Genomic DNA, 17486 nt, shown 5'->3' on the forward strand with positions numbered 1-17486 from the left:
GTATCCGGGCGGTGAGCCGCTGGTGCAGGAGGACGGCTACCGGCTGGCCCCGACGCTGGGCGAGCTGGACCTGCACCTGATCCGCGAGGGCCGCCACGAGCAGCTGTGGACCGTGCTGGGCTCGCACCTGCGCACCGTGGACGGCGTGACCGGTACGGCGTTCGCGGTGTGGGCGCCGAACGCGGTCGGGGTGCGGGTGATCGGCTCGTTCAACCACTGGGACGGCACCGCGCACCCGATGCGCTCGCTGGGCTCCTCGGGCGTCTGGGAGGTGTTCCTGCCCGACGTCGGCGAGGGCGACCGCTACAAGTACCAGATCCTCACCCGCCACGGACACCGCCTGGAGAAGGCCGATCCGCTGGCCCGCGCCACCCAGTGCCCCCCCGACACCGCCTCCGTCGTCACCACCTCCCGCCACACCTGGCAGGACGCCGAGTGGATGGAGCAGCGCGCCCGCACCGTGCACCACCGCGCCCCGATGTCGGTCTACGAAATGCACCTCGCGTCCTGGCGGCCGGAGTTGACGTCCTATCGGGAGATCGCCGAGGTCCTGCCCGGGTATCTGGTCGAACTCGGTTTCACCCACGTCGAGTTCATGCCGGTGATGGAGCACCCGTTCGGCGGCTCCTGGGGCTACCAGGTCTCCGGTTTCTATGCTCCCACGGCTCGGCTCGGCACTCCGGACGACTTCCGTTTCCTGGTCGACGCTCTGCACCGGCACGGCATCGGTGTGCTGGTCGACTGGGTGCCCGCGCACTTCCCGAAGGACGACTTCGCCCTGGCCCGCTTCGACGGCGAGCCGCTGTACGAGCCGGCCGACCCGCTGCGCGCCGAACACCCGGACTGGGGGACGCTGGAGTTCGACTACGGCCGCACGGAGGTGCGCAACTTCCTGGTCGCCAACGCGGTGTACTGGTGCGAGGAGTTCCACGTCGACGGCCTGCGGGTGGACGCGGTGGCCTCGATGCTCTACCTGGACTACTCGCGCGAGGGCGGTGCCTGGACGCCCAACCAGTACGGCGGCCGGGAGAACCTGGACGCGGCTTCCTTCCTCCAGGAGATGAACGCCACCGTCTACCGGCGCTGCCCGGGTGTGCTGACGGTGGCCGAGGAGTCCACCGCGTGGGACGGGGTGACCCGGCCGACCGACAGCGGCGGCCTGGGCTTCGGTCTGAAGTGGAACATGGGCTGGATGCACGACTCGCTGGTGTACATCGCCAAGGAGCCGGTGCACCGCAAGTACCACCACAACGAGATGACCTTCTCGATGGTGTACGCCTACTCCGAGAACTACATCCTGCCGATCTCGCACGACGAAGTCGTCCACGGCAAGCAGGCGCTGGTCTCCAAGATGCCCGGCGACTGGTGGCAGCAGCGTGCCAACCACCGTGCCTACCTGGGCTTCATGTGGGCCCACCCCGGCAAGCAACTCCTGTTCATGGGACAGGAGTTCGCCCAGGGCGCCGAATGGGACCACGAGCACGGCCCGCAGTGGTGGGTGCTGGACGAGGGCTGGCCGGCGCACGGCGACCACCGCGGCGTGCAGCGGCTGGTCGGCGCGCTGAACCGGGTCTACCGCGCCACCCCGGCGCTGTGGGAGCAGGACACCGTCCCCGACGGCTTCCGCTGGCTGGACGGCGGGGCGGCCGAGGACAACGTGCTGTCCTTCGTCCGGTTCGCCGCCGACGGCAGCCCGCTGGTCGCGGTCTCCAACTTCTCCCCGGTGGTGCGGCACGGCTTCCGGGTCGGCCTGCCCCGGCTGGAGGGCGCGGAGCAGGTCTGGGAGGAGGTGCTGAACACCGACGCCGAGGAGTACGGCGGCAGCGGGGTCGGCAACCCGGGCCCGGTGAAGTCGGAGGCCGAGCCGTGGGACGCCCAGCCGCGCTCGGTCGAGCTGGTGCTGCCGCCGCTGGCCACGGTCTGGCTGCGGCCGGCCCGCTGACCGTGCTGAACATCAGGTAAAAGGTCGACTTCCGGCATCGCACTCGTCTACAACGCTGTAGTAGGTTCGCGCTCGCCCGCCGCCCGCCGCAGCCGCCGAGAAGAGTGCGATGTCGCCGTCCCTGACCTACCCCGAATCCATCGGCATCGGCCTGCTCCAGGGCGTCACCGAGCTCTTCCCGGTCTCCAGCCTCGGCCACGCCATCCTGATACCGGCGCTGATCGGCGGCCGGACCCGGCACGACCTGGACGTCACCGCCGACGGCTCCCCCTACCTGGCCGTCCTGGTCGGCCTGCACCTGGCCACCGCCCTGGCCCTGGTCGTCTACTTCCGCCGCGACTGGATCCGGATCGTCGGCGGCCTGTTCTCCTCGCTCACCCGGCGCGAGATCGCCACCCCCGAGCAGAAGCTCGCCTGGCTGCTCGTGCTGTCCACCATCCCGGTCGGCATCGCCGGACTGGCCCTGGACCACCTGCTGCGCGACGCCCTCGGCAAGCCGAACCCGGCCGCGTTCTTCCTCGCCCTCAACGGCCTGGTCCTCTACACCGCCGAGCGCCTCAAGCGCGGCGGCACCGGCCGCCGCCGGGCCGGCGACGGCCCCGCCGCGGACTCCGACCGCCGGCTGGCCCGGCTGACCTTCCGCCAGGGCGCCTGGATCGGCTCCGCGCAGATCCTCGCCCTGCTCCCCGGCATCTCCCGCTCCGGCACCACCATGAGCGCCGGCGTCCTGCGCGGCCTCAACCACGAGGACGCCGCCCGGTTCTCCTTCCTGCTCGCCACCCCCGTCATCCTGGCCGCCTCCGCCCTCAAGCTCCCCGAACTCCTCTCCCCCGCCAACGCCCCCGTCCGCGGCCCCCTGCTGGCCGGCTCGCTGGCCGCCTTCCTGGCCGGCTACGTCTCCGTCCGCTTCCTCACCAAGTACTTCGAGACCCGCAGCCTCACCCCCTTCGCCGCCTACTGCACCCTGGCCGGCCTCGGCTGCCTGGTCTACCTGAACGTCTGAATTCAGAGCGCCTGGACCAGAGCTTCCAGCACCTCGTCGCAGACGAACACCCGGTCGTAGTTGCCCTCGGAGAACTGACGGAGATACCCGAGGTCCACCAGGCGGCGAACAGCCGTGTTCGCCGCCTGGTAGGTCACGCCGTGCCGGTCCTTCATCGCGTTCACCGTGAGCATCGGATACCCGATCAGCTCGCGGGCGATCTCCATCGGCGTGCCCTTGGCCTTGTGTCCCTTCAGCTCTTCGAGCATGCGGTTCCGGATGTCGACGAGCTTCCCGACCCGGCGGACCGCGGCCACGGCCTGCGCCTCGATCGCCTGGCAGACGAAGACGATCCAGGGCTCGAAGTCACCCGTGACACTCACCTGGTAGAGGTGGTCCTGGTACTCCCTCCGGTTCGCCTCCAGCCACGGCGACAGGGCGATGCTCGGCAACCGCAGTTCCTCGGCGGCGATCAGCTGAAGCAGCATCACCAGCCGCCCGAGCCTGCCGTTGCCGTCGTTGAAGGGGTGCAGGGTCTCGAACTGGTAGTGGCCGAGCGCCAGTCGGGCGAGCAGCGGCAGGTCGCCGGGACGGTTGATCCACGCCTCCCAGTCCAGTAGTCCGTCCCTCAGCTGCTGCCCGGGCGGGCACGGGATGAACCGGGCGTCCTCGATCCGATGGCCCGGGACGCCGATGAAGACCTGGACCTCCCGCACCCGGCCGGCCTGCGGGCCGTCGCTGGTGGTGCCGGTGACGAGCTGCTTCTGGAGGTACTCCAGCAGATGGACGCTGATCAGCCGCAGCTCCTTGATCCAGTCGACCGCGGCCTCGGCCGCCAGGACGTAGTTGTAGACCTCGGCGACATCACCGCTGTATTCGGACGAGGTGAGGAAGTCCGCCTGGAGCACCTCCTCCATCTGCACGTACGTGCCCTCGATGGCCGAGGTGCTGACGGCCTCCTGCCTGATCACCAGCCGGGCCAGGAGTTCGGGGTTGGGGAGCTGGAGCATGGCCTGGTCCGCCCGGGCCACTTTGCTCATCGCCCTGGTGATGGCGTTGTGGGTCGCACCGGACAGCGCGAGGTCGCCGGGGAGCTGGTTCGGCAGCTAGGCCGACGCCGAGTAGTCGGCACCGCGACGCGGGTCGTAACCGCCCACCGGCACCAGCAGGCCGATCGGGGAGTTCGCCAGAGGAGAGACAGACATGACTCGAGGCTAGCCAACCTTGAAAAGTGAGGGAGCCTTCTCAAGCAACCTTGCATTCCCTCCGACCCCACATGCGTCCAGCTCAGAGCGGTTCGACACGTTCAGGTGAGGAGCTCATGGTTGCTTGATATCCACCGTCGAAATTCAAGGTTGGGCGCTTGGGCCGCTCCTGCCATCCGCCCGGCATGAACGCTGGTGCCGCAGCGCGGTGCCCGTGTTGTACGACGGTATGGTCGGTGTGACCGCAGCCTGGGACGACCGGACGGAGAGCTCCACCGTGGCGCGCAGCGTGTACGTGACCGGGATCGACCGGGGGGACGGCCGGCAGGCCGTGGAGCTCGGGGTCATGGAACTGCTCACCCGCCAGGTGGACCGGGTGGGCGTGTTCCGTCCGCTGGTGCACGCCGCGGACGGCGGCGGGGCGGCCGGCGACCACGTGGTGGAGCTGCTGCGCGGCCGGTACCGGCTGGACCTGCCGGTCTCCGAGCTGTACGGGCTGACGTACGACGAGGCGGCGGCGCTGCAGGCGGCCAGCGGGCAGGACGAGCTGGTCTCGGCGCTGGTGGAGCGGTTCCACCAGCTGGAGCGGCGCTGCCAGGCGGTGCTGGTGCTGGGCACCGACTTCTCGGACACCAACATCCCGGACGAGCTGGCCTTCAACGCCCGGCTGGCGAACGAGTTCGGGGCGGGCGTGCTGCCGGTGGTCGGCGGCCGGCACGAGGACCCGCAGGCGGTGGTCGCGGAGGTGCGCAACGCGCACCGGGCGTACCGGGACCTGGGGTGCTCGATCCTGGCGATGGTGGCCAACCGGGTCCGGCCGGGGGCCAAGCAGCAGGTGCAGCGGGCGCTGACCGAGAAGCTGCCGGTGCCGGTGTACGTGATCCCGGAGGAGCCCGCGCTGGCCGCGCCGACGGTGGCGCAGCTGGTGGAGGCGACCGGCGCGACGGTGCTGCTGGGCGACGCGGCGGGGCTCTCCCGGGACGTGCGGAACTTCGTGTTCGGCGGGGCGATGCTGCCGACCTTCCTGGACGCGCTGACCGAGGGCGCGCTGGTGGTCACCCCGGGCGACCGGGCGGACCTGGTGATCGGGTCGCTGGCGGCGCACGCGGCGGGCTCCCCGCCGATCGCCGGCGTGCTGCTGACGCTCGGTCAGCACCCGGGCCCGAACGTGATGGCGCTGGCCTCCCGGCTGGCCCCGGGCACCCCGGTGGCCGAGGTGACCGAGGGCTCCTGGCTGACCGCGGCGGCCCTGACCCACCTGGAGGGCCGGATCGGCCCGAACAGCCCGCGGAAGGCCGAGATCGCCCTCGGCCTGTTCGAACTGCACGTGGACACCGCCGAGTTGACCAGCCGGATCGAGCTGAGCCGGTCCGAGCGGGTCACCCCGATGATGTTCGAGCACGCGCTGCTGGAGCGGGCCCGCGCGGACCGCCGGCACATCGTCCTGCCGGAGGGCACCGAGGACCGGGTGCTGCGCGCCGCCGAAGTGCTGCTGCGCCGCAACATCTGCGACCTGACCCTGCTCGGCGCCCCGGACGAGGTGCACCGCAAGCTGGCCGCGCTCGGCATCGAGCTCCCGCAGGCCGGCGACGCGGGCGCGCAGCTGCGGATCGTCGACCCGGCGGCCAGCCCGCTGCGCCAGCAGTTCGCCGAGCTGTACGCGAAGGCCCGGGCGCACAAGGGCATGACGGTGGAGCGGGCGCTGGACGTGGTCACCGACGTCTCGTACTTCGGCACCCTGATGGTGCAGGAGGGCATCGCGGACGGCATGGTCTCGGGCGCGGTGCACTCGACGGCGGCGACCATCCGCCCGGCCTTCGAGGTGATCAAGACCTCGCCGGGGGCGGCGATCGTCTCCTCGGTGTTCTTCATGTGCCTGGCCGACAAGGTGCTGGTGTACGGCGACTGCGCGGTCAACCCGGACCCGGACGCCCAGCAACTGGCCGACATCGCGATCCAGTCGGCGGAGACCGCGGCCCAGTTCGGGGTGGAGCCGCGGGTGGCGATGCTGTCGTACTCGACCGGCGCCTCGGGCTCGGGCGCGGACGTGGACAAGGTCCGCAAGGCCACCGAGCTGGTCCGCGAGCTGCGCCCGGACCTGCTGGTGGAGGGGCCGATCCAGTACGACGCGGCGGTGGACGCGCGCGTCGCGGCGACCAAGCTGCCGGGCTCGGCGGTGGCCGGCCGGGCCACCGTGCTGGTCTTCCCGGACCTGAACACCGGCAACAACACGTACAAGGCGGTGCAGCGCTCGGCCGGGGCGATCGCGGTCGGGCCGGTGCTGCAGGGCCTGAACAAGCCGGTGAACGACCTGTCCCGGGGCGCCCTGGTGGAGGACATCGTCTCCACCGTGGCGATCACCGCGATCCAGTCCCAGCCCGCCGCCGAGACCGAGACCCCCGCCGCAGGAGGCGCGCTGTGACCGCCGGTACCCGTGTCCTGGTGCTGAACGCCGGGTCGTCCTCGGTGAAGTACCAGCTGATCGACATGCTGGACGGCTCCCGGCTGGCCTCCGGCCTGGTGGAGCGGATCGGCGAGGAGGCCGGCCGGCTGCTGCACCTGCCGCTGACCGGGGAGCCGCGCGAGACGCTGCGGCGCTTCGACGGGCACGACGTGGCGCTGCGGGCGGTGGCCGACGAGCTGGCGAAGGACCTGATGGGCCTGGACTCGCCGGAGCTGGCGGCGATCGGCCACCGGGTGGTGCACGGCGGGCTGCGCTTCACCCGGCCGACGCTGGTCACCGACGCGGTGCTGGCCGAGATCCGCCGGCTGATCCCGGTCGCGCCGCTGCACAACCCGGCGAACATCACCGGCATCGAGGTGGCCCGGGCGCTGCGCCCGGACCTGCCGCAGGTCGCGGTGTTCGACACCGCGTTCCACGCCACGCTGCCCGAGCACGCGGCCCGCTACGCGATCGACCGGAGGACGGCCGACGAGCACCGGGTGCGCCGCTACGGCTTCCACGGCACCTCGCACCAGTACGTCTCGCGGGCCACCGCCCGGCTGCTCGGCCGGGACCCGGCGGAGCTGAACGTGATCGTGCTGCACCTGGGCAACGGCGCCTCGGCCTCGGCGGTGGCGGGCGGGGTGTGCGTGGAGACCTCGATGGGGCTGACCCCGCTGGAGGGCCTGGTGATGGGCACCCGCTCCGGCGACGTGGACCCGGGCCTGGTGTTCCACCTGCACCGGGTCGGCGGGATGAGCATCGACCAGATCGACGACCTGCTGAACCGGCGCAGCGGCCTGCTGGGCCTGTGCGGGGACAACGACATGCGCGAGGTGGTCCGCCGGGCCCAGGAGGGCGAGGAGGACGCCAAGCTGGCCTTCGACTCGTACGTGCACCGGATCCGGCGCTACCTGGGCGGCTACTACGCGGTGCTGGGGCGGGTGGACGCGGTGGCGTTCACCGCGGGTGTCGGGGAGAACTCCGCCGAGGTGCGGGCCGCGGTCTGTGCCAATCTGGAGGAGCTGGGCATTTCGGTCGATCCGGAGCTGAACGCGGTGCGTTCCCGGGACGCCCGGACGGTCTCGCCGTCCTACTCGCGGGTCACCGTCGCGGTGGTGCCGACCGACGAGGAGCTGGAGATCGCCCAGCAGACGTTCGCGCTGGTCCACGAGGTGTAGGCCCGGCGCGGGATGACTACCCGTCAGTATCCCACCCCTCGGAATGTTCGTTGGCGATATCTGACGATTCGAGCTGAATGTACCGATAACACGAACGGATAGACTGACGGATATGCGCCGAGCGAAAATTGTCTGCACCCTGGGTCCCGCGACGGACTCCTACGAACAGCTGAAGGCCATCGTCGAAGCGGGCATGAACGTCGCCCGCCTCAACATGAGCCACGGCTCCCACGCCGAGCACGAGGACCGGTACCGCCGCGTCCGCCAGGTCTCGGAGGACACCGGCCGCACCATCGGCGTGCTGGCCGACCTGCAGGGCCCCAAGATCCGTCTGGCGACCTTCGCCAACGGCCCGGTGACCGTTGACAACGGCGACACGTTCACCATCACCACCGAGGACGTCCCCGGTGACCAGCACATCTGCGGCACCACCTACAAGGGCCTGCCCGGCGACGTGAAGCCCGGCGACCCGATCCTGATCAACGACGGCGTCATCGCCCTGGAGGTCGTCAGCGTCGACGGCCCGCGGGTGAAGACCGTGGTGGTCGAGGGCGGTGTGCTCTCCAACAACAAGGGCATCAACCTGCCCGGCGCGGCGGTCAACGTCCCCGCGCTGTCCGAGAAGGACAAGGACGACCTGCGCTTCGCCCTGCAGCTGGGCGTCGACATGGTCGCGCTGTCCTTCGTCCGCAACGCCGCGGACATCGACGACGTGCACAAGGTCATGGACGAGGTCGGCATCCGGGTGCCGGTCATCGCCAAGATCGAGAAGCCGCAGGCCGTCGAGGCGATGGAGGAGATCGTCCTCGCCTTCGACGCGATCATGGTGGCCCGCGGCGACCTCGCGGTCGAGTACCCGCTGGAGAAGGTGCCGCTGGTCCAGAAGCAGCTGGTCACCCTGGCCCGCCGCAACGCCAAGCCGGTCATCGTCGCCACCCAGATGATGGAGTCGATGATCCACGCCTCGCGCCCGACCCGCGCCGAGGTCTCCGACGTCGCCAACGCCATCCTGGACGGCACGGACGCGGTCATGCTGTCCGCCGAGTCGAGCGTCGGCAAGTACCCGGTCGAGACCGTCAAGACCATGAGCCGGATCGCCGAGAAGGCCGAGGAGGAGCTGCTCTCGCAGGGCCTCCAGCCGCTCAACCCGGGCCGCAAGCCGCGCACCCAGGGCGGCTCGGTCGCCCGCGCCGCGTGCGAGCTGGGCGACTTCCTCGACGGCAAGGCGCTGGTCGCGTTCACCAAGTCCGGTGACACCGCGCGCCGGCTGTCCCGCTACCGCTCGCCGATCCCGGTGATCGCCTTCACCCCGGACGTCGCCACCCGCAACCAGCTCTCGCTGAGCTGGGGCGTCGAGGCGTACGTCTCGGAGCAGGTGGCCACCACCGACGAGATGGTCGAGCAGGTCGACCGCGAGCTGCTCAAGATGAACCGCCTCGCCGAGGGCGACACCGTGATCGTCACGGCCGGCGTGCCGGTCGGCATCCCCGGCACCACCAACATGGTGCAGGTGCACCACCTGGGCGCTCGCTCGGAGGGCTGAGCGCCGCGCACGGACGCCTGAACGCCGCAGGGGCGGGACCCGAGGACCGGGTCCCGCCCCTGCGGCGTTCGGTGGCGGCGGGTCAGCCGTCGTACGGCGTCTTGTCGTTGAACAGCCGCATGCCGGGGATGGTCAGGTCGCCGCCGAACTGGCCCGCCTGCACCGCCTTGGCGTTGGTCAGGGTCAGGTCCAGCGGGATCGGCACCGCGCCCAGCAGGTCCCACAGCCACTTCGGCAGGGTGTCCGGGGTGAGCGTGATCTGCCCCAGGTCGATCAGGATCGGCAGGCCGTAGACCGCCGCCAGGTTGCCCGACAGGCTCTCCACGTACATGGTGACCGGGCCGTTGCGCATGGTCGAGGTCGACCCCTCGCGGCTCTTCACGTGGAAGGTCAGCCCGGGGATCTGGATGGTCGACATGTCGAGGTTCTCGATGTCGACGCTGTCGGTGGTGAACTTCAGCACCCGCTTGGTGCCGCTCTCCGTGGTGACGTCGTAGACGCCGTTGAACACCGAGCCGTGCAGCGCCAGCCGGGTCGAGTGCAGCACCCAGTTCTGGTCCGGCACCACGTGCCCCGACGGGGCCGCCTTCGCGGCCAGGCCCCTGGTGCTCACCAGGCAGTTCGGGCCCACCGGGGCGGAGGCGGACGGCGAGGGCGAGGCGGACGGCGCGGCGGAGGGCTTGGCCGCGGCGCCCTTGGACGCGGTGGCGCCGGCCGAGGGGGTCGGCGCGGGCGTCGTGGCGGGCGCGGCGGTGGCGGAGCGCGGGGCCCCGGAGGGGGCGGGGGTGGCCGCGGGGGTCGGCGTCGGCGCGGCGGTGCCGGACTTCGCGGTCGGCGCGGGCGTGGGCGTGGGGGACGGCGAGGCGCTCGCGCCCGGGTGGATCAGGTTGTTCCACCAGTCGTCGATCACCCCGGCCTGCTGCACCGTGCCGCCGGGCGCGGCGGCCGCCTTCGGCACCGTGTACACGGCGGACTGCGCGGCGGCGCCCCCGGTGTACACGGCGGGCACCGCGGCCGCGCTGCCCGCGGGCGCCTGCCCGGTCCCGGGCTGCCGGAGCGCCGCGGCCTGCTGGACCGAGGAGTCCGGCAGCACCTTGATCTCGCTCTTCGGGACGGGCGTCTCCTTCAGCACCGTGTCCGGAGCGCAGTTCCCGGCCTGCTGCGGGTCGGCGGCCGCCGCCAGCGTCGGCGTGTAGGCCGCGCCGACCAGCAGCGCGGTCGGCACCGCGGCGATCGCCAGCGCCCGGCCGCGCAGCCGGGAGCGCACCCCTTCCCGGGGCACGGCGTGCCGCGGGCCGGGGACGGTCGGTTTCTCGGATCCGGTCACCGCTGCTCCTCCTCGGCGGGTGTGTGCGGGGCGGTGCCGTGCTCCAGCGGCGGCTCGGCCGCGGCCTGGGCGGGCAGCTGCGCGGTGGGCGCGGCGTCCGGTGCGGCGACGGACTCGGCGGTGCCCGCGTCGGCGCCCTCGGCGGCCGGCTTCGGCGGCAGCGGGGCCCAGGAGACCAGCAGGCCGCCGGCGACCAGGCCGGTCACCAGGCCCATGCCGAACCCGCCGAGGTTGGAGACCGGAATCGAGATCAGCGCCAGGATGGTGGTCGCCACGCCGCAGAAGACCCGCACCATCGGCTGGAACCAGGCGGTCAGCCCGAGCGCGATCATCAGCAGGCCGATGATCATCGAGCCGGCGCCGGCGGTGGTGGCCATCGCCACCGTCAGGCCGCCCAGGCTGAGGTGGGCGTAGGGGAAGTACAGGATCGGGACGCCCGCGATCATCGCAATCAGCCCACCCCAGAACGGCCGGGTGCGCCGCCAGGTGCGGAACCCCCGCCGGACTCGGCTGGCGAAGCCGACCTGGCCCTCGGGCCAGGCCTCGACGGTTGCGCTGGACATGGTGCGACTCCTCGATGGTGGGTCCGAGGGGAAAGACGGATGGCCCCGGGTGGGCCGGGGTGCGGTCCGGGGAGACGGCGCTCGGCCGCCTCCCCGGACCCATGGTCCGCTGGCGGGCCCGGCCTGCGGGCCCGCACTAGCCGCGGACTAGTAGCACTCGACGCCGTCGCCCGAGCCCTTGTTGATGTTGAGCTTCAGGCCGTTGAGCGTGAAGGTGCCGGCCGAGGTGGCCCACGCGGTCTGCTGGACGTGCTGCAGGTGCGCGGAATCGGCGGCCTGGGCGAAGCCCTGGGCGCCGCTCGGCAGCTTGCCGCCGTCCTGCTTGAGCTTGTCGACCGCGGAGCCCTTGAGGGTGCTCGCGTCCTGGCCGATGTTGATGTTCTTGAACTCGGCGTCCGCGTTCAGCTGGTTGAGGTCGATCAGCAGCTGCTGGGCGTCGACCTGCTTGGCCGCGTCGTCGCTCTGGCCGGCCCGCAGGACCAGGGTCCACTTGCCGAGCACCGGGCCGAGGTCGGTGACGACCGACTGGCACAGGTTCTTCAGCTTCGCGTGGTCGAAGGCCGAGACCGCCACCGGGTGCGCGGCGCCGTTCGTCTCGGCGTCCACGCTGCCGAACTGCGAGAAGCCCTCGCCCTGCAGGTCGTCGACGGTGACCTTGAACTGCTGGCCGGAGACCGAGAACGAGGCCGCCAGCGCGGAGTTGGCCAGCGAGACGCCGATCGCGGCGGTGGCCGCGATGCTGGGCACCATCACCAGGGCGAAGCGCTTCCAGCGGGTCTTGCCGTAGGACTGGGACATGCGTGGTCCTCCTTCTAGGACGTACATCTCCGGCCGTTCCGGTGCGTCCCGCACGTGGTCCGGCCCGGGATGGGAGAGAGCTACGTCCTCGGTAGCGGAGAGCGCCTGCTGCCGTGGGGACGGCGCCGGCGATCACCCCCGAGCGACAACCAGGCGGCCGCGCGGGCTGCGCGACCGTTTCGAGGTCAGGAACCGCCGCGTGGGATCTGCGGTTACCCCCCTGTCCTCACCCGGTGGGGACCCCTCGTCGCCGAGGGACCGGGCGTCGCCGATCGTTGTCCAAACCGGGGCGGAGCACAAGAGGTCCGTTACTGACGGGTAATCCAACAGTGAACGGGGTCGATCATGGAATCGAAGGCTTCGCAACGGAGTGTGACCGAAATCGCGCGCACGGCCGATTCCGACCCGTGGAAACACCGACGAAACACCCCTCCGCGGTCACGAACCGTGACCGCGGAGGGGTGTTATCAAGATTTGGTAAACGCGCCGGAACGGCACGCGAAAGTCGTCAAATCGCCGACGACACCGCAGGTCACCCGAGGTGTCACCGGGTGCCGCCGGAACGCCGCCCGGTGACACCCGGACCGCCCGTCAGAACAGCACCCGGGCCAGCGCCTGACGGGCCGCCACCGTGCGCGGGTCCTCCGGACCGATCACCTCGAACAGCTCCAGCAGCCGCACCCGGGCCGCGTCCCGGTCGTCGCCGAACGTCCGGGCGACGGTGTCGACCAGGCGTCCGAAGGCGTCCTCCACGTGCCCGCCGACCAGGTCCAGGTCGGCGGCCCGCAGCTGGGCCGGCACGTCCTTCGGGTCGCCCGCCGCGTCGGCCCGCACCTGCTGCGGGTCGAGCTGCTCCACCCGCTGCAGCAGCTGCGCCTGGGCCAGGCCCAGCTTGGCCTCGACGTGCCCGGGCCGGTCGCTCAGCACGTTCTGGTACGCCCGCACCGCGCCGGCCAGGTCGCCCCGGTCCAGCGCCTCGTGCGCCGCCTCCAGCGCCGGGTCGGCCGGCACCCGCGGCTCGGCCGCCGCGTCCTCGCCGCCGCCGCCCGCCCGGGTGCCGACGATGCCGAAGCGCTGCTCGGCCACCGCGATCAGCTGGTCCAGGATCTTGCGGACGTTGGCCTCGTTCTCGGCGCCCTGGAACAGCGGCACCAGCTGGCCCGCCACCACGGCCATCACGGCCGGGATGCCCTGGATGCCGAACTGCTGGGCGATCAGCTGGTTGGCGTCCACGTCGATCTTGGCGAGCACGATCCGGCCCGCGTACTCCTCGGCCAGGCGCTCGAGGATCGGGCTGAGCTGCTTGCACGGGCCGCACCACTCGGCCCAGAAGTCCACCACCACCGGGACCTCGGCCGAGCGCTGGACCACCTCGGACTCGAAGGTCTCCTCGGTGACGTCCAGCACCAGGGGGTGGTCCGCGAGCGCCGGGCCGTCGCCCGTCGCCGCCTGCCGGGCCCGCTCGGCCCGGGTCTGCTCGGCCTTCTGGGCGGCCTCTCCGGCCGCCTTCACCGCGGCGAGGTCCACCGCACCGCGCAGGGCGGAGCTGTTGAGACGCGAATTCCGTGACTGCATGGCTCTATCCTCCCCCGTCGGAGCCGGTGCCGGGCGCCAACCGCCCGGAAAAACCCGGAGCGGGCCGTCCGCCTCCCCGGCGGGGCCCGGACCGTCCGGCGCGGGTCCCCACCCGCACCGCGCGCCCGCCCGATCCCAGGGGCCGGGCGCGATTGGTCGTCGCTCTTTCGCTACTGGTCGTAGCGTATCTGCCCCCCGGGCTCCCCCCGCAAGCCCCGCGCCCCCTCCCGGAGCGTGAGCTGCCCCACTTTCCACCGCGCGGCGGGTGCCGGTCACCACGGCATGTCGCTACCGTGGAACCACCAAGTTACTTCTGAGTAAACAAGCCAGGAGGCGCGGTGGCCCCCACCACCCGGCAGCCCGCCGAGCACCAGGACCCGCCCGCCGCGGACGCCCCGGCCTCCCCCGCCGCCCGCGGCAAGGGCCGCCCGCGCAGCGCCGCCGCCGACCAGGCCATCCTCGACGCCACCCGCGAGGCGCTCGCCGAACTCGGCTGGGGCGGGCTCACCATGGGCGACGTCGCCCAGCGGGCCGGCGTCGCCAAGACCACCCTCTACCGGCGCTGGCCGTCCAAGAGCGAGCTGGTCGTCGACGCCATCGCCAGCCTCTTCGACCAGTTGGAGTGCGCCGACCGCGGCAGCCTGCAGGCCGACATCGAGGCCGTGGTCGCCCGCTTCGCCGAACTGCTCACCCTCCCCGAGACCCAGGCCGCGCTGCTCGCCCTGTTCGCCGAGGGCTCCCGCGACCCGCAGTTGCGCCGGCGGATCCGGGAGCGGATCGTCCAGCCGCAGAAGGTGCTGGTCGAGCTCGGCCGGGCCAACGCCCAGGCCCGCGGCGAGATGGACCCGGACCGGGACCCGGCCGCCGCCGACGAGGAGATCGGCATCATCTTCGACACCATCGCCGGCACCGTCGAGCACCGGCTGCTGGTGAGCGGCGAACCCGTCACCCCCGAGTGGATCCGCCGCTTCACCACCCTGCTGCTGGGCCCCTTCCCGGGGCTGCTGCACCGCCCGGCCGCCGGGGCCTGACCGGCCCCGGCGGGCCGGAAGGCCGGCGGGGTCAGAAGCTGGCGTTCTCCCGGTAGGTGCCCCACTCCTCGCGCAGGGCGTGGCAGATCTCGCCCAGGGTCGCCTCGGCGCGGACCGCCCGGAGCATCGGCTCGATCATGTTGGTGCCGGAGCGGGCGGCTTCGAGCATCGCGTCCAGGCCGGCCCGGACGGCGGCCTCGTCGCGGTGCGACTTGCGCTCGCGCAGGACCCGGACCTGCTCGCGTTCGACCTCGTGGCTGACCCGGAGGATCTCCAGTTCGGGGGTGACGCTGCGGGGGTGGCAGTTGACGCCGACCACCCGCTTGTCGCCCTTCTCGACGCCCTGCTGGTAGCGGAACGCGGCCTCGGCGATCTCGCCGGTGAACCAGCCCTCCTCGATGCCGCGCAGGATGCCGGAGGTCATCGGGCCGATCGGGTGCTCGGCGCTGCCCTTGTCGAGGATCTTCCGGAAGATCTCCTCGGTCTGGGCCTCGATCCGGTCGGTGAGCGCCTCGACGTACCAGGAGCCGCCGAGCGGGTCGGCGACGTTGGTGACGCCGGTCTCCTCCATGATCACCTGCTGGGTGCGCAGGGCGATCTCGGCGGCCTGCTCGCTGGGGAGGGCGAGGGTCTCGTCGAGGGCGTTGGTGTGCAGCGAGTTGGTGCCGCCGAGGACGGCGGACAGCGCCTCGACCGCGGTGCGGACCACGTTGTTGTACGGCTGCTGGGCGGTCAGCGAGACGCCCGCGGTCTGGGTGTGGAAGCGCAGCCACTGCGCCTTCTCGGTCTTCGCGCCGAAGTGGTCGCGCATCCAGCGGGCCCAGATCCGGCGGGCGGCGCGGAACTTGGCGATCTCCTCGAAGAAGTCGAGGTGGGCGTCGAAGAAGAAGGACAGGCCGGGGGCGAACACGTCGACGTCCAGGCCGCGGGAGAGGCCGAGTTCGACGTAGGCCAGGCCGTCGGCCAGCGTGTAGGCGAGCTCCTGGGCGGCCGTGGCCCCGGCCTCGCGGATGTGGTAGCCGGAGACCGAGAGCGGCTTGTAGGCGGGGATGCCCGCGGCGCAGTGCTCCATCAGGTCGCCGATCAGGCGCAGGTGCGGCTCGGGGGCGAACAGCCACTCCTTCTGCGCGATGTACTCCTTGAAGATGTCGGTCTGCAGGGTGCCGTTGAGCACGCCGGGGTCGACGCCCTGGCGCTCGGCGGCCACCAGGTACATGCAGAAGACCGGGACGGCCGGGCCGCTGATCGTCATCGAGGTGGTGACCTCGCCGAGCGGGATGCCGCGGAACAGCACCTCCATGTCGGCGGCGGAGTCGATGGCGACGCCGCAGTGGCCGACCTCGCCGAGCGAGCGGGCGTCGTCGGAGTCGTAGCCCATCAGGGTCGGCATGTCGAAGGCCACCGAGAGGCCGCCGCCGCCGGCCTCCAGGATCATCCGGTAGCGCTCGTTGGTCTGCTCGGCGTTGCCGAAGCCGGCGAACTGGCGGATGGTCCAGGCCCGGCCGCGGTAGCCGGTGGGGTGCAGGCCGCGGGTGTAGGGGTACTCGCCGGGCCAGCCGATCCGCTCGAAGCCCTCGACGTCCTGGCCGGCGGGCGGGCCGTAGACCGGGTCGACGTCCTCGCCGCTCAGCGTGGTGAAGTCCGCGTCGCGCTTGCGCGCCTTGTCGTACCGCTGCTGCCAGCGCTGCCGGCCGGCCTCGATCTGCTCGGCGTCCATCGGCTCCGACTCCCGCTCCGTACGGCCGCTCCGGTGGGGGCGGCGGAAGAACTGCTTGGATGTCCTAGTAATTTACTCGGACGTCCTAGTACCTGTCGATGGCGGCTCCCGGACACGCGGAGGGCGCCCCTTCCGGTGGAAGGGGCGCCCCGGCAGAGCGCTGGTGCGGGCGCGGTCAGGCGGCGACCGGCTCCGGCGTGACGATCAGCGGTGCGACCTCGCGGGTGACCCGGCGCTCGACGAAGAACACGGCGGTGGGGACGGTGCCGGCCAGCAGCGTCCAGGCGAGCTTGCCCATCGGCCACTTGGCCTTGGTGCCCAGGTCGAAGGCGAACGCCAGGTAGACCACGTACAGCCAGCCGTGCGCGATGCCGACCGCGGTGGTGAAGCCCGCCGCGCCCGAGATGTCGAGGACGTACTTGGCGATCACCCCGAGGGTGAGCAGGATCAGGAGCACACCGGTGAGGTAGGCCATGGCGCGGTAGCGGGTCAGCACACTCTGCTTCATGCAGTCGAGGGTAACCGCCCCTACGCGTCGCCCCGGTCGGGGCCCTCCTCGGCGGGGGGCTCGAAGTCGCCGGCGGCGACCCGCAGCGGGCGGAGCAGTTCGAACACCTCGTGGCAGGCGTCGGCGTCGTAGCCGTCCAGGCCGAACTCGACGGCGACGAGTTCGCGGGTGGCCTGCTCGACGACCTGGCGGCCGCGGTCGGTGATGGCGGCCAGCACGCCGCGGCCGTCGAGCGGGTTGGGGCGGCGGGTGACCAGGCCGGAGCGCTCCAGGCGGTCGACGGTGTTGGTGACGCTGGTGGGGTGGACCATCAGGCGCTCGCCGATCTTGGAGAGCGGGAGTTCGCCGGAGCGGCTGAAGGTGAGCAGCACCAGGGCCTCGTAGCGGGCGAAGGTGAGGCCGTAGGGCTTGACCACGGCGTCGACCCGGCCGAGCAGGATCTGGTGGGCGCGCATCACCGAGGTGATCGCCGCCATGGACGGCACCTTGCCCCAGCGGCGGGTCCAGAGCTCGTCGGCGCGGGCGATCGGGTCGAAGTCGAGGGCGAGGGGCTTGGGCACGCCCCCACCGTACCCGCGGGGCCCGGCGGGGGTAGCAGGTGTCCACGATGGTGGACAACCCGACCCCATTGGCGGGATCACGCCAAACAGGCGAGGGCAACCCGTTGGCTG

14 protein-coding genes are annotated in these 17486 nt (G+C 71.9%); 6 read left to right on the forward strand and 8 right to left on the reverse strand.

Features of this window, described 5'->3' with window-relative positions:
- Positions 1-1942, forward strand: a 1942-nt coding sequence (gene glgB / locus IH44_RS0102415) for a 1,4-alpha-glucan branching protein GlgB (protein ID WP_030457672.1), incomplete at its 5' end; no start/stop codon positions are given.
- Between the two features lie 109 nt (positions 1943-2051).
- On the forward strand, positions 2052-2945 hold the full coding sequence (locus IH44_RS0102420) for an undecaprenyl-diphosphate phosphatase (protein ID WP_030457673.1): 894 nt from the start codon (positions 2052-2054) through the stop codon (positions 2943-2945).
- Between the two features lie 2 nt (positions 2946-2947).
- On the opposite strand, the gene IH44_RS40500 is transcribed toward IH44_RS0102420, so the two are convergent.
- Positions 2948-4030: a Fic family protein gene (locus IH44_RS40500; protein WP_369794885.1), complete on the reverse strand. Its 1083-nt coding sequence runs from the start codon at positions 4028-4030 to the stop codon at positions 2948-2950.
- Positions 4031-4406: 376 nt separating this feature from the next.
- On the opposite strand from IH44_RS40500, the gene pta reads away from it, so the two are divergent.
- The 3 genes from pta to pyk all read left to right on the forward strand — a co-directional run bounded on the left by pta (position 4407) and on the right by pyk (position 9296).
- Complete coding sequence (gene pta, locus IH44_RS0102430; RefSeq protein ID WP_035953703.1) at positions 4407-6551, forward strand: phosphate acetyltransferase; 2145 nt, start codon at positions 4407-4409, stop codon at positions 6549-6551.
- The gene (locus IH44_RS0102435; protein ID WP_030457675.1) at positions 6548-7753 is read left to right on the forward strand and encodes an acetate/propionate family kinase; all 1206 of its coding nucleotides are present in this window, start codon (positions 6548-6550) and stop codon (positions 7751-7753) included. The genes pta and IH44_RS0102435 overlap by 4 nt, the downstream gene beginning before the upstream one ends.
- Before the next feature lie 112 nt (positions 7754-7865).
- Positions 7866-9296: a pyruvate kinase gene (pyk, locus tag IH44_RS0102440; RefSeq protein ID WP_030457676.1), complete on the forward strand. Its 1431-nt coding sequence runs from the start codon at positions 7866-7868 to the stop codon at positions 9294-9296.
- A gap of 82 nt (positions 9297-9378) precedes the next feature.
- On the opposite strand, the gene IH44_RS46175 is transcribed toward pyk, so the two are convergent.
- From IH44_RS46175 to trxA, 4 genes are all read right to left on the reverse strand, one after another.
- Entirely contained in the window at positions 9379-10623 is a 1245-nt protein-coding gene (locus IH44_RS46175; RefSeq protein ID WP_030457677.1) for a hypothetical protein, read from the reverse strand.
- Complete coding sequence (locus IH44_RS0102450) at positions 10620-11186, reverse strand: DUF6114 domain-containing protein (protein WP_030457678.1); 567 nt, start codon at positions 11184-11186, stop codon at positions 10620-10622. The genes IH44_RS46175 and IH44_RS0102450 overlap by 4 nt, the downstream gene beginning before the upstream one ends.
- A 147-nt stretch (positions 11187-11333) precedes the next feature.
- Positions 11334-11984, reverse strand: a complete 651-nt coding sequence (locus IH44_RS0102455; RefSeq protein ID WP_030457679.1) for a DUF6230 family protein — start codon at positions 11982-11984, stop codon at positions 11334-11336.
- Between the two features lie 591 nt (positions 11985-12575).
- The gene (gene trxA / locus IH44_RS0102460; RefSeq protein WP_030457680.1) at positions 12576-13559 is read right to left on the reverse strand and encodes a thioredoxin; all 984 of its coding nucleotides are present in this window, start codon (positions 13557-13559) and stop codon (positions 12576-12578) included.
- Between the two features lie 338 nt (positions 13560-13897).
- On the opposite strand from trxA, the gene IH44_RS0102465 reads away from it, so the two are divergent.
- On the forward strand, positions 13898-14590 hold the full coding sequence (locus IH44_RS0102465; RefSeq protein WP_030457681.1) for a TetR/AcrR family transcriptional regulator: 693 nt from the start codon (positions 13898-13900) through the stop codon (positions 14588-14590).
- A 31-nt stretch (positions 14591-14621) separates the two neighbouring features.
- Here IH44_RS0102465 and IH44_RS0102470 read toward each other — a convergent pair whose 3' ends face one another.
- The 3 genes from IH44_RS0102470 to IH44_RS0102480 form a co-directional block, all read right to left on the reverse strand.
- Positions 14622-16307 (reverse strand): methylmalonyl-CoA mutase, encoded by a 1686-nt coding sequence (locus IH44_RS0102470; protein ID WP_030457682.1) that lies wholly within the window; start codon positions 16305-16307, stop codon positions 14622-14624.
- 175 nt (positions 16308-16482) lie between these two features.
- On the reverse strand, positions 16483-16815 hold the full coding sequence (locus IH44_RS0102475) for a DUF3817 domain-containing protein (protein WP_030457683.1): 333 nt from the start codon (positions 16813-16815) through the stop codon (positions 16483-16485).
- Between the two features lie 20 nt (positions 16816-16835).
- The gene (locus IH44_RS0102480) at positions 16836-17375 is read right to left on the reverse strand and encodes a MarR family winged helix-turn-helix transcriptional regulator (protein ID WP_030457684.1); all 540 of its coding nucleotides are present in this window, start codon (positions 17373-17375) and stop codon (positions 16836-16838) included.
- Positions 17376-17486 lie beyond the last annotated feature (111 nt).

Source organism: Kitasatospora sp. NRRL B-11411 (assembly GCF_000721345.1).
In the GTDB taxonomy this organism is placed as follows: domain Bacteria; phylum Actinomycetota; class Actinomycetes; order Streptomycetales; family Streptomycetaceae; genus Kitasatospora; species Kitasatospora cineracea.

Bases quoted from the DNA above. Each gene is read 5' to 3' on its own strand.
- IH44_RS0102420 (WP_030457673.1), top strand. From the start codon at position 2,052: ATGTCGCCGTCCCTGACCTACCCCGAATCCATCGGCATCGGCCTGCTC.
- pyk (WP_030457676.1), top strand. From the start codon at position 7,866: ATGCGCCGAGCGAAAATTGTCTGCACCCTGGGTCCCGCGACGGACTCC.
- IH44_RS0102450 (WP_030457678.1), bottom strand. From the start codon at position 11,186: ATGTCCAGCGCAACCGTCGAGGCCTGGCCCGAGGGCCAGGTCGGCTTC.
- IH44_RS0102455 (WP_030457679.1), bottom strand. From the start codon at position 11,984: ATGTCCCAGTCCTACGGCAAGACCCGCTGGAAGCGCTTCGCCCTGGTG.
- trxA (WP_030457680.1), bottom strand. From the start codon at position 13,559: ATGCAGTCACGGAATTCGCGTCTCAACAGCTCCGCCCTGCGCGGTGCG.
- IH44_RS0102470 (WP_030457682.1), bottom strand. From the start codon at position 16,307: ATGGACGCCGAGCAGATCGAGGCCGGCCGGCAGCGCTGGCAGCAGCGG.
- IH44_RS0102475 (WP_030457683.1), bottom strand. From the start codon at position 16,815: ATGAAGCAGAGTGTGCTGACCCGCTACCGCGCCATGGCCTACCTCACC.